The 13,941-nt window shown below is 62.2% G+C and carries 12 protein-coding genes; all 12 read right to left on the bottom strand.

The genetic code is table 11. From position 1 onward, the window contains the following. Position 1: 1 nt before the first annotated feature. The 12 genes from JNA92_RS10665 to acs all read right to left on the bottom strand — a co-directional run bounded on the left by JNA92_RS10665 (position 2) and on the right by acs (position 13,532). On the bottom strand, positions 2-292 hold the full coding sequence (locus tag JNA92_RS10665; RefSeq protein WP_039602667.1) for a hypothetical protein: 291 nt from the start codon (positions 290-292) through the stop codon (positions 2-4). 15 nt (positions 293-307) lie between these two features. Next, positions 308-1,657, bottom strand: a complete 1,350-nt coding sequence (gene astB, locus JNA92_RS10670; RefSeq protein WP_241804629.1) for an N-succinylarginine dihydrolase — start codon at positions 1,655-1,657, stop codon at positions 308-310. 23 nt (positions 1,658-1,680) lie between these two features. Next, positions 1,681-3,144, bottom strand: coding sequence for a succinylglutamate-semialdehyde dehydrogenase (astD, locus tag JNA92_RS10675; RefSeq protein ID WP_241804630.1), 1,464 nt, complete (start codon positions 3,142-3,144; stop codon positions 1,681-1,683). Beyond that, the gene (gene astA, locus JNA92_RS10680) at positions 3,145-4,173 is read right to left on the bottom strand and encodes an arginine N-succinyltransferase (protein WP_241804631.1); all 1,029 of its coding nucleotides are present in this window, start codon (positions 4,171-4,173) and stop codon (positions 3,145-3,147) included. It abuts the gene before it with no gap. 54 nt (positions 4,174-4,227) lie between these two features. Then, complete coding sequence (gene aruF / locus JNA92_RS10685) at positions 4,228-5,247, bottom strand: arginine/ornithine succinyltransferase subunit alpha (protein WP_039602670.1); 1,020 nt, start codon at positions 5,245-5,247, stop codon at positions 4,228-4,230. A gap of 139 nt (positions 5,248-5,386) precedes the next feature. Further along, complete coding sequence (locus JNA92_RS10690) at positions 5,387-6,607, bottom strand: aspartate aminotransferase family protein (protein ID WP_241804632.1); 1,221 nt, start codon at positions 6,605-6,607, stop codon at positions 5,387-5,389. A 329-nt stretch (positions 6,608-6,936) separates the two neighbouring features. Continuing rightward, a complete protein-coding gene (gene argR / locus JNA92_RS10695) occupies positions 6,937-7,917 on the bottom strand; it encodes a transcriptional regulator ArgR (RefSeq protein WP_241804633.1) in 981 nt (326 codons plus the stop codon). 100 nt (positions 7,918-8,017) lie between these two features. Beyond that, positions 8,018-8,782, bottom strand: a complete 765-nt coding sequence (locus tag JNA92_RS10700) for an ABC transporter ATP-binding protein (protein ID WP_241804634.1) — start codon at positions 8,780-8,782, stop codon at positions 8,018-8,020. A 22-nt stretch (positions 8,783-8,804) separates the two neighbouring features. Next, positions 8,805-9,503: an ABC transporter permease gene (locus JNA92_RS10705; protein WP_241804635.1), complete on the bottom strand. Its 699-nt coding sequence runs from the start codon at positions 9,501-9,503 to the stop codon at positions 8,805-8,807. Next, on the bottom strand, positions 9,500-10,189 hold the full coding sequence (locus JNA92_RS10710; RefSeq protein ID WP_241804636.1) for an ABC transporter permease: 690 nt from the start codon (positions 10,187-10,189) through the stop codon (positions 9,500-9,502). The genes JNA92_RS10705 and JNA92_RS10710 overlap by 4 nt, the downstream gene beginning before the upstream one ends. Before the next feature lie 88 nt (positions 10,190-10,277). Further along, positions 10,278-11,063, bottom strand: coding sequence for an ABC transporter substrate-binding protein (locus tag JNA92_RS10715; protein WP_241804637.1), 786 nt, complete (start codon positions 11,061-11,063; stop codon positions 10,278-10,280). A gap of 507 nt (positions 11,064-11,570) precedes the next feature. Then, positions 11,571-13,532, bottom strand: coding sequence for an acetate--CoA ligase (gene acs, locus JNA92_RS10720; RefSeq protein ID WP_241804638.1), 1,962 nt, complete (start codon positions 13,530-13,532; stop codon positions 11,571-11,573). Positions 13,533-13,941 lie beyond the last annotated feature (409 nt).

Consider the following 13,941-nt stretch of genomic DNA (forward strand, 5'->3'; position numbering starts at 1 on the left):
CTTAGTGGTCGTGGCCGCAGTCGGGGCCATGGACGTGGTCATCGTCTTCACCGACTTCTGCCGGCTCCATCTCCAGTTGCAGGCTGACCAGGTTGGTAGCCATCGGGCGCAGGAGCAGGTTGGCGTACTCGGTGTCGTTCTCATCGACGTCGACACCGATCAGCAATTGGCCACGGCCGTCTTGCTGAATCCACACTTCCTTGCCCTGCCAGACAACGGCAAAGCGGGTGCAGGAAGTTTCCAGCTGGGTGCCGTCTACATCTTCAAGGATCAGGCGCAGGGCGTCGGTCATTACAAAAGTCTCTCTTCAAGGTTGGCGTTGGAACGGATACACCGAGCCCAACTTCAGAATCTGGGTCAACTCATCCAGCGCCGTACGGCATTCGACCAGCAACTGCGGGTCGGCAAGGTCCGCTTCGCCCAGGCGGTCGCGGTAGTGCTTGTCGACCCACTGCAGCAGTGTGTCGTACAGCGGGGCGGTCATGATAACGCCTGGATTGACCGCCGCTAGTTCCGATTCCTTCAAAGCCACGCGCAAGCGCAGGCATGCCGGGCCGCCGCCGTTCTGCATGCTTTGCTTGAGGTCGAACACCTTGACCTCCTTCACCGCGCCACCCTGGCGGGTCAGTTGCTGCAAGTACGCCCAGACCCGCTCATTGTTGCGGCACTCCTCCGGCACCACCAGCAGCATCGAGCCGTCGTCGCGGCTGAGCAGTTGGCTGTTGAACAGGTAGGAACGCACCGCATCCTCTACCGCCACCGCTGCCCGTGGTACACGGATGGCCTGGAAGTTGCCACCCTTGCTGGCCAGTTTAGCTTGCAGCTGGCCAAGCACCGCGTCAGTCTCGAGGAAAGCATCTTCGTGGTAGAACAGCACCTCGCCATTGCCCACCGAAATCACATCGTTGTGGAATACACCCTGATCGATCACCGATGGGTTCTGTTGAGCGTAGACCACACCGTCATCGCTCAGACCATGAAGCCGTGCCACGGCCTGTGAGGCTTCCAGGGTCTGGCGTGCCGGATACTTCTGCGGCGCGGGATAACGGCCGTCGAACGCGCTGCGACCATAGACGAAAAACTCGACGCCCGCCTCGCCGTAGCTGCGGCAGAAGCGCGTATGGTTGGCCGCGCCCTCGTCGCCGAACTGCGCCACGGCAGGCAGCGCCGGGTGATGGGCAAAGTGCTGCTCATTGCTGAACATGGCAGCCAGCACACGGCTGGTGGTCGGATGCTCGATGCTGCGGTGGTACTTGCAGTTGAGGTTGGCAGCGGTGAAATGCACGCGGCCATCCGCGGTGTCGGCGCTGGGGCTGACGGTGGCCGCGTTGGCCACCCACATGCTCGATGCCGAACAGCTGGCGACCAACAGCGGCATGGCCTCTTTGGCGGCGCGCCGGATCACTTCGGCATCGCTACCGCTGAAGCCCAGACGACGCAGAGCGGCCACGTCCGGGCGCTCCTGCGGCGCCAGCACGCCCTGCTTGAAGCCCATATCGGCCAGCGCTTTCATCTTGGCCAGGCCTTGGCGCGCCGCTTCACGCGGGTTCGAGGCCTGCTGGCTGTTGCTCTGCGAAGCCACGTTACCGTAGGACAGGCCGCCGTAATTGTGGGTAGGCCCCACCAGGCCATCAAAATTCACTTCATAGGATTTCATCGGCTAGGCTCCGTGACCTGTTGTTATAGGGTGACGCCCGGCGTCAGGGTCGCCGGCAGGGCAAGGCTGGCAGTCTCCAGCGAAGCCACGGGGTAAGCGCAGTAGTCGGCGGCGTAATAGGCGCTGGCGCGATGGTTGCCACTGGCGCCTACCCCCCCGAATGGCGCGCTGCTGGCGGCACCGGTCAGTTGCTTGTTCCAGTTGACGATGCCGGCGCGGCTGCGCAGCCAGAAGTACTGGTAGCGGGCACGGGAGTCGGACAGCAGGCCAGCCGCCAGGCCGTACTGGGTGTTGTTGGCCTCATCGATGGCGGCATCGAAGTCCGCGTAACGAATCACCTGCAGCAGCGGGCCGAAAAATTCTTCGTCGGGCCGGTCGGTCACGGCAGTGACATCAATGATGCCCGGGGTCAGCAATGCGGCATCGGCTTGGGGCTGGGTCATCTCCAGCAACGGGGTGGCGCCTTTGGCGAGCAGCTCAGCCTGGGCCGCGATCAGCACCTGCGCAGCCTGCAGCGAAATGACCGAACCCATGAAAGGTGCCGGCTGCTGATCGAAAGCGCCGACCGTGATGCCTTTGCACACCTCGACCAACCGCGCGAGCAGCGCATCGCCCCAGGCGCCCTGCGGCACCAGCAGGCGTCGAGCGCAGGTGCAGCGCTGGCCAGCGGAGATGAACGCCGACTGGATGATCGTGTACACCGCCGCATCGAGGTCCTTGACCTCATCCACCAGCAATGGGTTGTTGCCGCCCATTTCCAGGGCAAGGATCTTGTCCGGACGGCCGGCAAACTGCTGATGAAGCAAGTTGCCGGTGCGGCTGGAGCCTGTGAAGAACAAGCCATCGATACCCGGGTTGGCAGCCAGCGCCACCCCCGTATCGCGCGCGCCCTGCACCAGGTTCAGCACGCCGGCAGGCAGGCCCGCGGCGATCCAGCAATTGACGGTCAGCTCAGCGACCTTGGGGGTCAGCTCGCTGGGCTTGAACACTACACAGTTACCCGCCAGCAGTGCCGGAACGATGTGCCCATTGGGCAAATGGCCGGGGAAATTGTAGGGGCCGAATACTGCCACCACTCCGTGGGGCTTGTGCCGCAGTACCGCGGTAGCCTCTGCCAGCGGGCCGCTTTTCTCGCCCGTGCGCTCGCGGTAGCTCTGTATCGAGATCGCGACCTTGTTGACCATGCTGCTCACTTCGGTAGCCGACTCCCACAGCGGCTTGCCGGTTTCCTCGCCAATGCAGTGAGCCAGCGCCTGGGAATGCTGCTTCAGCTGTTCGGCGAACTTTTCCAGTACGTCGATGCGCGCCTCCAGGCTCAGTTGCGCCCAGGCTGGAAAAGCCTGACGCGCAGCCTGTACGGCAGCCTCGACCTGGCCGGCATCGGCGCCCTGCCCTTGCCAGACAACGGCTTGCGTGACCGGGTTGAGCGACTGCAGGGTTTCACCCTGGCCGGCCTGCCAGCTGCCGGCGATGTAATGCGTGGTCATTTACTGGGCCTCCCGGCTTGCCGACAGCGGCACGGCGCGCACGTTGTCACCCGCGCCCATGCGCAGGCGCTTGGCGGTCAGCGGGTCGACCACCAGGGTGCCCGCCGCCAGGCGTGCGGGCGCGGCAGTGATACGGCAGTCATCGCGCTTGCGGTTATGGATGATGTAAGGGGTTGCGTCATCGCCAGGCGTACCCACGGCCAGCACCAAGGTCTGGCTCTCGCGTACGGCACGAATCTTCGAGGTTTCGCACTCGATGGCGGGGCCTGCGTCGAAGATGTCCACATACCCTTGGTAGCTGAAGCCTTCCTGCTTGAGCATGGCCAGCGCAGGCTCGGTGTGGGTGTGCACACGGCCGATCACGCTGCGTGCGGCTTCCGACAGGAAGCAGGTGTACAACGGGAACTTGGGCATCAGTTCGGCAATGAACGACTTGTTGCCTACGCCAGTGAGGTAGTCGGCCTGGCTGAACTCCATCTTGAAAAAGTGCCGGCCAAGGCTCTCCCAGAACGGCGAACGGCCCTGCTCGTCGGACATGCCGCGCATTTCGGCAATGATCTTGTTGCCGAACAGTTCCGGGAACTCGGCGATGAACAGCATGCGCGCCCGCGACAGCAAGCGGCCATTGAGCCCAGAGCGGTGGTCACTGCGCAAAAACAGCGAGCACAGTTCGGAGTTGCCGGTCAGGTCATTGGCCAGGAACAGGGTGGGGATCTCGCGATAGATGTTCAGCTCCTGCGAGGCGCTGACGGTCAGGCCCACCCGGTAGTTGTACCAGGGCTCGCGCAGGCCGACGGCGCCGGCGATGGCACTGATGCCGACCACCAGGCCTTCGTCGTTCTCCAGCACGAACAGGTAGTCGGTGTCTCCGCGCTCGGCTTCACCCCGGAAGCTCTTCTCGGCCCAGCCGACACGGTGCCCGAGGCGCTCCTCGTTGGCCGGCAAGGTGGTCAGCCCGGTGGTACCGGTGCTGCGTGCCAACTCGATCAGCGCAGGTAAATCGCTGCTGCGTACAGGACGAACGATCATGCTATCTCCTTGTGCGGCAGCTGTGGCTACCGCAAAACTCTCTGTTCCCAGGCCTCAGACCGCGACCAGGCGCACGCTGGCGCCCTCGCCCACACCCAGCGCCTCGGCAGCCTCGGCACTGAGGCTCACAGGCTTGCCCGGCACCCAGTCCAGCTCGACCAGCACCGCACGGTAATCCTGCAGTTGGCCGTTGCACACCAGGTACGGGCGCCCGCCCTTGGCCGGCAGCTCCTCGAGCTTGACCGGCACCACCCTGCTCTGGGCGATCGAGCGGATGCCCGAGGCACGCGCATGCAAGGTGGGGCCGCCATCGAAGATGTCGATGTAGTGCTCGGTCTCGAAGCCCTCACGCATGAGGATGTCGAACGTGATTTGCGCGCGCGGATGCACCTGCCCCATGGCCTCCTGCGCAGCGTCCGGCAGCAGGGGTACGTAGATCGGGTAGTGCGGCATCAGTTCGGCGAGGAAAGTACGGCTCTTCAGGCCGCACAGGCGCTCGGCGTGGGCGTAGTTGAGGTCGAAGAAGTTGCGCCCTATGGCATCCCAGAACGGCGACTCGCCTTGCTCATCGCTGTAACCGACGATCTCGGTGACCACCGAGTCGGCAAAGCGCTCAGGGTGCGAAGCCATGAACAGCAAGCGACCACGCGAATTCAGCTCGGCCCAGCCACTGTTCACCAGTTCAGGCAGGACATAGAAGCTGGTCAGCAGGCTGTTGCCGGTGAGGTCATGGCACAGCGACAGCACGTGGATCTTGTTGTGGATCTTCAGCTCGCGGGAGGCGTGCACGAAGGTTTCGTTGCGAAAGCTGTAGAAAGGCTCGGAGTAGCCTGCCGAGGCGACGATTGCCGAGCAACCGGCCAGCTTGCCGGTGACACTGTCCTCGAGCACGAAGAAGTAGCTTTCTTCGCCATTGAAACTGACTTCGGCAGCGAACGACGTTTCCGAGGCGGCTATCTTGTCGCCCAGACGGGCAGCGTCATCTGGCAGCGAAGTGACACCAACGGGGCTGTCTGCAGCCATGCGCTGCACTTCGTTCAGATCAGCCATTTGCGCGGGGCGCATCACCAGCATGGTGTCACTCCTTTGGAAAAACTGGCCGCTCTGGCGGCACGGAAAAACGGCGGGCGCGTGTTGAGTCTGCAAGCACGCGCCCGCACTGGGATTCTGCTATCGCCGGCCCGACGGGGCCGGCGAAGGGACCGCCGGCGAATCAGGCCTGGGTCAGTTTGGCCACAGCCCGCTCGAAGCGGTCCAGACCTTCATCGATATCGGCATCTTCGATCACCAGGCTCGGCGCGAAGCGCACCACGTCCGGGCCGGCCTGCAGCACCATCACGCCTTCTTTCTCGGCGGCATTGAGGATGTCCTTGGCCTTGCCCTGCCAGGCTTCGGTCAGCACGCAGCCGATCAACAGGCCGACACCACGCACCTGAGAGAACAGGCCAGCCTTCTGGCCGATCTGCTCCAGACGCGCCTTGAAGCGCTCGTGCTTGGCTTTGATACCGGCCAGGGTTTCTGGGGTATTGATCACGTCCAGTACCGCGCAGGCAACGGCGCAGCCCAACGGGTTACCGCCATAGGTGGTGCCGTGAGTACCGACCGCCAGATGCTTGGCAAGCTCCGTGGTGGTGAGCATGGCCCCGATCGGGAAGCCACCGCCCAGGCTCTTGGCGCTGGTCAGGATGTCTGGCGTCACACCGTAATGCTGATAGGCGTACAGCGAGCCGGTACGGCCCACACCCGTCTGCACTTCATCGAAAATCAGCAGGGCGTTGTGCTCGTCACACAGCTTGCGGGCGCCTTCCAGGTACGCCTTGTCGGCCGGGACCACACCACTCTCGCCCTGGATCGGCTCGATCACCACGGCGCAGGTCTTGTCGGAAATCTGAGCCTTCAGCGCTTCCAGATCGTTGTAGGGCACATGGCTGATGCCAGTGATCTTCGGGCCGAAACCATCCGAGTACTTCGGCTGACCGCCGACGCTGACGGTGAACAGGGTGCGACCGTGGAAGCTGTTCACGGCGGAGATGATTTCGTGCTTGTCAGGACCGAAGCGGTCATGGGCGACACGACGGGCCAGCTTGAAGGCGGCCTCGTTGGATTCGGCGCCTGAGTTGCAGAAAAAAGCCCGGTCGGCAAAGGTGGCGTCGACCAGTTTGTGCGCCAGGCGCAGTGCCGGCTCGTTGGTGAAGACGTTGGAAACGTGCCAGAGGGTATTGGCCTGCTCGGTCAGGGCCTTGACCAGTGCCGGATGGCAGTGGCCCAAGGCATTCACCGCGATGCCGCCGGCAAAGTCGATGAGCTCGCGGCCCGACTGGTCCCACACGCGGGAACCCTCGCCTCGCACAGGAATGAAGGCCGCCGGAGAATAGTTGGGGACCATGACCTGGTCGAAATCGGCACGCTGCACCGGGGCTTGCTCAACGGACATCTGAGTCTCCTGAAGAGGAACGCTGGCCTGGAAGTGGCGAGCGATGGGGGGATTGTAAGGACTGATCTGCGCCTGTCCTTGCGGCCAAGCGACAACTTGTTACAGCGCAAAACCCAGTTTTACCCAGGCTTTCGGCAATGCGACAAACACTGTCGCAATCGCGCAGTGTAACGGCAGAGCGGGACTGGGTGAACGGGTGTTCACATAAGAAGATACGCCGGCTGCACCGCCGCCCTCACCGGCAAGCCGGCCGCCACCGGACCGGCGGCAACCCGATCAGCCTGGACGCTGGCTTGCAGGCGACAGAGGCGCAGTGCACCGGGCAGCGTTCAGCCCTTTTCGGCAGGCGCCGAACTCAACTCGAAGGGGCTGCTGTTACGCCGCTGGTTACGGTCTTCGCGGGGCGTGGCGCCAAAGAAATTGCGGTAGGCACTGGAGAAATGCGGGCCGGAGGAGAAGCCACAGGAAAGGCCGATCTGGATGATCGATTTGCTGGTCTGCATCAGCATCTGCCGTGCCTTGTTCAGCCGCAGCTCCAGGTAGTACTGGCTAGGCACACGGTTGAGGTACTGCTTGAAGATGCGCTCCAGCTGCCTGCGCGATACGCACACATGCTGAGCGATTTCGTCGGTGGTCAGCGGCTCTTCGATATTGGCTTCCATCAACAGCACCGCCTGGGTCAGCTTCGGATGGCTGGAGCCGAGGCGGTTCTGCAGCGGAATGCGCTGACGCTCCCCACCCTCACGGATGCGCTCGACCACCAGCTCCTCGGAAACCGCACCCGCCAGCTCGGCCCCGTGATCACGTGCCAGCACCGCCAACAGCAGATCGGTCACCGCCATACCGCCGCAGGCGGTCAGGCGATCACGGTCCCAATCGAACAGATGGCTGGTGGCGATGACCTTGGGGAAACGCTCGGCGAAATCGTCTTGCCAGCGCCAATGCACCGCAGCGCGGTAACCATCGAGCAGGCCGAGCATGGCCAACGGATACACACCTGCAGACAGCCCACCGATGATGCAGCCGCTGCGGGCCAGTTGCTTGAGCGCCGTGGACAGCGCCGACCCCAGTGCCTGGGGCAGTTCATCAGCGAGCAGGAACAGTTTGTGACACCCCTCCAGGCGCCCGCTCCAAGGCTCGCCCGGCAGGCGCCAGGCGTCTTCCTGCGCAGGCTCGGCCTGGAGAAAGGCCAGCTCGTATACCACGTCAGGATGTACCCGCTGGGCCACCAGCAATACTTCCTCCGCCAGCGCCAACGTCAAGGGCTTGGTGCTTGGCCAGATGAGAAAACCGATTCGCTGGGTGGTCATAGGGTAAGGTCCGAAACCTGAAGTCGTTCGAGTCTGTGGCGCCAGGGCAGACTGCGCACTGCTGCGCAGCATGCCCTATTCTGGTGCAAAGGTGCAGCCTTTACTTCAGGCTGCCAGAGAGAAACTGCTTGAGCCGCTCCGATTGCGGGTTGACCAGCACTTCGCGCGGGCAGCCCGTCTCTTCGACCAGGCCTTTGTGCAGGAACACCAGCTGGTTGGACACTTCGCGGGCAAAGCCCATCTCGTGGGTCACCACCACCATGGTCCGGCCTTCCTGGGCCAGGGCCTGCATGACCTTCAGCACATCGCCGACCAGCTCCGGGTCCAGCGCCGACGTCGGTTCGTCGAACAACATCACCTCCGGCTCCACGGCCAGCGCCCGGGCAATCGCCACACGCTGCTGCTCACCGCCGGACATATGCCCCGGGAAAGCATCCTTGCGATGGGCCACGCCCACCTTGGCCAGGTAGTGCTCGGCTTTTTCCAGGGCTTCCTTCTTGTTCACGCCAAGCACATGCACCGGCGCCTCGATGACGTTTTCCAGCGCGGTCATGTGCGACCACAGATTGAAGTGCTGGAACACCATCGACAGCCGCGAGCGCATGCGCTGCAGTTGGCGCGGGTCGGCAGCCTTGAGGGCGCCGTCCTTGCCGGCGACCATCTTCAGCTCTTCGTTGTTGAGCAGGATCTTGCCGGCGTGCGGCTGCTCGAGCAGGTTGATGCAGCGCAGGAAGGTCGACTTGCCCGAACCGCTGGAGCCGATGATGCTGATCACATCGCCTGCCTTGGCCGCCAGGGACACACCCTTGAGCACTTCATGGCTGCCGTAGCGCTTGTGCAGGTCTTGGACTTCTAATTTGTACATGCTGTCGGTTCTCACAGAGCGTTCAGTGCTTGCGCGGCGCCAGGTAGCCGAGCCAGCGGCGTTCGGCCATCTTGAACAGGCGCACCAGGATGAAGGTCAGGCACAGATAGAACACGCCCGCCGTGATGTAGGCCTCGAAAGGCAGGTAATACTGGGCATTGACCGTACGTGCGGCACCGGTGATGTCGATCAGGGTGACGATCGACGCCAGGCTGGTGGTCTGCAGCATCATGATCACTTCGTTGCTGTACTGCGGCAGCGCCCGGCGCAAGGCCGAAGGCAGCAGGATGCGGCGGTACATCTTCATGCGTGACATGCCCATGGCCTTGGCTGCTTCGATCTCGCCATGCGGCGTGGCCTTGAGGCTGCCAGCGATGATTTCGGCGGTATAGGCGCTGGTGTTGACGGCGAACGCCAGGCAGGCACAGAAGGTCGCACTGGAAAGCCACGGCCAGAAGATGCTCTGGCGCACCGCCTCGAACTGGGCCAGGCCGTAATAGATCAGGAACAACTGCACCAGCATCGGCGTACCGCGGATGACGTAGGTGTACAGCCAGGCCGTCATGTTCACCAGCGGCTGTTTGGACACCCGCATCAGGCCCAGCGGCACCGCCGCCAGTAAACCGAACAACAGTGACAGCGCCAGCAGCTTGAGCGTGGTCAGCAGCCCGCCGATATAAAGCGGCATGGCTTCCCAGATGACGTTGTAGTCGAAGATCATAGCTCAGCCACCTTGACGCCCACCGAGTAGCGCTTCTCGAGATACTTGAGCGCCAGCAGCGAGACACTGGTGAGCACCAGGTACAGCGCAGCCACCGCCAGGAAGAAGGTGAAAGGTTCGCGGGTGGCATCTGCCGCCTGCTTGGCCTTGAACATCATGTCCTGCAGGCCCACTACCGAAATGAGCGCCGTAGCCTTGGTCAGCACCAGCCAGTTGTTGGTGAAACCCGGAATCGCCAGGCGGATCATCTGCGGCACCATGATGCGGAAGAACACCTGCCGCCCGCTCATGCCGTAGGCCGCGCCGGCCTCCGCCTGCCCCTTGGGGATACCGAGGAAGGCACCACGGAAGGTTTCCGACAGATAGGCGCCAAAGATGAAGCCCAAGGTACCGATCCCTGCCACCAGCGGATTCAGGTCGATGTAATCGTCATAGCCGACCAGCGGCGCCACACGGTTGATGATGTCCTGCCCGCCGTAGAAGATCAGCAGGATCAGCACCAGGTCCGGAATACCACGGATCACCGTGGCATACATATCGCCCAACCAGGCCAGCCAGCGCACCGGCGACAAGCGCAGCGCCACGCCAATCAGGCCGAGTACGATGGCCAGGGCCATCGACGACAGGGCGAGCTGCAGCGTCAGCCACGCCCCGTCGAGGATGACTGCCCCGTAGCCTTTCAACATGATGAGGTCCTCGACCTAGAGAATGAAAAATGGTGCAAACCTCAGAGCCTCTGCTGTTTGCACCATTGCACAGGTGAAACCCGACGTCTTACTTCGAGTCTGGACCGTAGATGTCAAAATTGAAGTACTTGTCCTGGATCGCCTTGTACTTGCCGTTGGCACGGATGGCGTCGATCGCGGCATTGATGCGCTCGGCGTTGGCCTTGTCACCCTTGCGCACGGCGATGCCGACACCGTCACCGAAGTACTTCACGTCGGTGAACGACGGGCCCACGAAGGCGAAGCCCTTGCCAGCGTCGGTTTTCAGGAAGCTGTCTTCGAGCAGGGTGGCATCGGCCACGGTGCCGTCCAGGCGGCCAGCGGCGACGTCCAGGTAGATTTCGTTCTGGGTACCGTACGGCACCACGGTAGCGCCTTGCGGGGCCAGCACTTCCTTGGCGAAGCGGTCGTGGATCGAACCACGCTGCACGCCGATCTTCTTGCCCTTGAGCTCAGCCAGGCTGTCACTCACGGTAGTCCCTTCCTTCATCACGAGGCGAGCCGGGGTCAGGTAGTAGCGCTTGGTGAAGTCGACCGACTTCTTACGGTCTTCGGTGATCGACATGGACGACAGGATTGCGTCGATCTTGCGCACTTTCAGTGCCGGGATCAGACCATCGAACTCCTGTTCTACCCAGGTGCACTTGGCTTTCATCTCTTCACACAGGGCGTTGCCGATATCGTAGTCGAAACCAGCGAGGCTGCCGTCGGGCTGCTTGAAGGCGAAGGGTGGGTAAGCGGCTTCGATACCGATTTTCAACGGTTTTTCATCAGCCTGCGACACCAGGGAAAACACGGAAAGCGCCAGGGCGCCAAGCAGTGCGAGCTTCTTCATCAGGTAACTCCATCGGTACGGGGCAATACAAGGCAGGAGTAACAACTGCCCGATATGCGAATGGGTACAACGCGAGCCGCGCAGGGTTCGACCAAGGTCGCAGACCACGAGCGAGTGAGTGGCATTTTAACGACAGCCCGGTAGTCGATATTTCTTCAAAGCGACAACTACTTACAGAAGCGCTTGAAACGGCAGCGGGCGAGGTTGACAGCCCCTGCAAGATATGCAAGAGCTCAAGGAAAACAACCTACAGACCTAGCAATTACTGGGCCTATTATTGGCAAAGCCTTGTACGACGGCAAGTGCAGCGTGCCGCCATGGGAAAAATGGTGCCCTGAACGCACCGAAACGAGTCATGAGTGTTCCCGCTCGCCCCGTGACTGTGCGTAATCGGTGACAAACAGAGTTACCGATGAATGTCGGGTAACAGTAAAGCAAAAACCCCGCCGGTCGCCCGTACGGGGTTTTCGTTTGAAGCAGAACTGCGCTGCAGCCCTGCTCAGCTCATCAAGCCGATGCCAGGCTCATCGCTTTGTGCGTATCGATCAAGTGCTGCACCACGCCCGGGTCGGCCAAGGTGGAGATATCCCCCAGCGAGCCGTATTCCGCCGTGGCGATCTTGCGAAGGATCCGCCGCATGATCTTGCCCGAGCGCGTCTTCGGCAGCCCAGGCGCCCACTGAATGACATCCGGGGAGGCAATCGGGCCGATTTCCTTGCGCACCCAGTTCTTCAGCTCCATGCGCAACTGCTCGCTGGGCTCCACGCCGGCGTTGAGGGTCACGTACACATAGATGCCCTGCCCTTTGATGTCGTGCGGCACACCCACCACTGCAGCCTCGGCCACTTTGGCATGGGCAACCATGGCACTTTCGATCTCTGCGGTACCCATACGGTGGCCGGAAACGTTGAGCACGTCATCCACGCGGCCCGTGATCCAGTAGTAACCATCCTCGTCACGGCGCGCACCGTCGCCGGTGAAATACATGCCACGGAAGGTCTTGAAGTAGGTATCGACGAAGCGGTCATGATCGCCATACAGCGAGCGGGACTGGCCCGGCCAGGAATCGAGGATGACCAGGTTGCCCTCGGCCGCGCCATCGATCAGGTTGCCCAGGTTGTCCACCAGCGCCGGCACCACACCGAAGAACGGACGGGTCGCCGAACCCGGCTTCAGGCCCGTGGCGCCTGGCAGCGGGCTGATCAGGATGCCGCCGGTCTCGGTCTGCCACCAGGTGTCGACGATCGGGCAGCGCTCCTTGCCGACGGTCTTGTAGTACCAGTTCCACGCCTCAGGGTTGATCGGCTCACCGACCGAACCCAGCAGGCGCAGGCTCGAGCCATCGGCCCCCTCAACGGCCGCCTGCCCTTCGGCCATCATGGCGCGGATCGCGGTAGGAGCGGTGTAGAGGATGTTGACCTTGTGCTTGTCGACGATCTTCGACACCCGGGTAATGTCCGGGTAGTTCGGTACGCCCTCGAACAGCAGCGTGGTAGCACCATTGGCCAGCGGGCCGTAGACGATGTAGCTGTGGCCGGTGACCCAACCGACGTCCGCGGTGCACCAGTAGACCTCGCCGGGGCGGTAGTCGAAGACGCGCTCGTGGGTCAGCGCGGCGTACACCAGGTAACCACCCGTTGTGTGCAGCACCCCCTTGGGTTTGCCGGTGGAGCCGGAGGTGTAAAGAATGAACAACGCCTCTTCGGCGCCCATTTCCTTTGGCGCACAATGGCTGGAAGCCACCTTCATCAGGTCTTCGTACCAGATGTCGCGGTGCTGGTGCCAGGCGATGTCACCACCGGTGCGCTTGCACACGATGATTTTCTGCACGCTGCTGGTTTCAGGGTTGGTCAGCGCCAGGTCGACGTTGGCCTTGAGTGGAGTACGGCGGCCGCCGCGCAAACCTTCGTCGGCAGTGATCACCACCTTGGACTTGCAATCGATGATGCGCCCGGCCAGCGCTTCAGGCGAGAAACCGCCAAACACGACCGAGTGAATCGCACCGATGCGCGCACAGGCCAGCATCGCCACCACGGCCTCGGGGATCATCGGCATGTAGATGGTGACTACATCGCCACGGTGCACGTCCTGCCCGCGCAGGGCGTTGGCGAACTTGCAGACCTGCTCGTGGAGTTCGCGGTAGGTGATGTTGCGGTGTTCGGAAGGGTCGTCGCCTTCCCAGATGATCGCCAGTTGGTCGCCGCGCTCTTCGAGGTGGCGGTCCAGGCAGTTGGAGGAAACGTTCAGAGTGCCATCGGCAAACCACTTGATATCGACATGGTGATCGTCGAAGGAAGTCTGCTTGACCTTGGTGAAAGGCTTGATCCAGTCAATGCGCTGGGCCTGCTCACGCCAGAAGCCGTCCGGATTGATCACCGATTGCTGGTACATGGCCTTGTAGGTGGCCTCGTCGGTCAGGGTAGTGGCCGCAACCTCGGGACGAACGGGATACAGTGGAGCCGCACTCATCTGTGTTACCTCGGTGTAATAGTTGTTTTTGTATGGAACCGTTTGTAACTGTACCAGAGCGGCAAAAGCCATACGACGATGGTAGTAACGCGACGGGCTGCGCACCTCGTGACCCGCCGGAAAGGCTCTAGGCCGCAGCTGGCAGCGTGGCGAGAGGGAAATGCACAAGATTTGGCCGGGGGATTGTTACAGTTTTTGTCAAAAGGCGAAAAAACTTTATCAAAACCCCTACTGTTTCCGGTAATTACCCAGGCATAACATTCACCTCGCCAGCAACGGCAAGGCGATTAACAACTGGTAACAGTAACAGCCCCCACGAAGGCAATACGTTAATCCCACTCTAATCCGACAGTTGAACACTTGGCTTTACTTGCGGCGCCACAAGCGCCGCATGCCCTCTTACGACCTT

Origin of the sequence: Pseudomonas putida (assembly GCF_022627325.1) — a bacterium.
Classification (GTDB): Bacteria; Pseudomonadota; Gammaproteobacteria; order Pseudomonadales; family Pseudomonadaceae; genus Aquipseudomonas; species Aquipseudomonas putida_X.